The sequence below is a fragment of the Colwellia marinimaniae genome, from assembly GCF_002207865.1.
Classification (GTDB): domain Bacteria; phylum Pseudomonadota; class Gammaproteobacteria; order Enterobacterales; family Alteromonadaceae; genus Colwellia; species Colwellia marinimaniae.
Genome location: NZ_BDQM01000578.1, coordinates 1 through 229 on the forward strand (window position 1 = coordinate 1; position 229 = coordinate 229).

Genomic DNA, 229 nt, shown 5'->3' on the forward strand with positions numbered 1-229 from the left:
GTGTAAGCAATTGAAGGAATAACTTTAGGATCGAAGAAGTGTTTCTTGCCAGCAATGCTTTCTGCAGCAACGCGACCTTCATGCACACCTTTATGCGCCAACATAGGTTGACCAACGATATCGCCGATTGCATAGATGTGTGGCGCGTTCGTGCTCATGGTTTTATCCGTTTCGATGAAACCACGTTCAGTCACAGTAATACCGGCTTTTTCAGCGGCGAGGCCAAGAC

Annotated in this window: 1 protein-coding gene; it reads right to left on the minus strand. The window is 47.6% G+C overall.

Annotation, left to right across the window (positions count from 1 at the left end; translation table 11 throughout):
* Positions 1–229, minus strand: a 229-nt coding sequence (locus MTCD1_RS20555) for an FAD-dependent oxidoreductase (RefSeq protein ID WP_159459940.1), incomplete at both ends; no start/stop codon positions are given.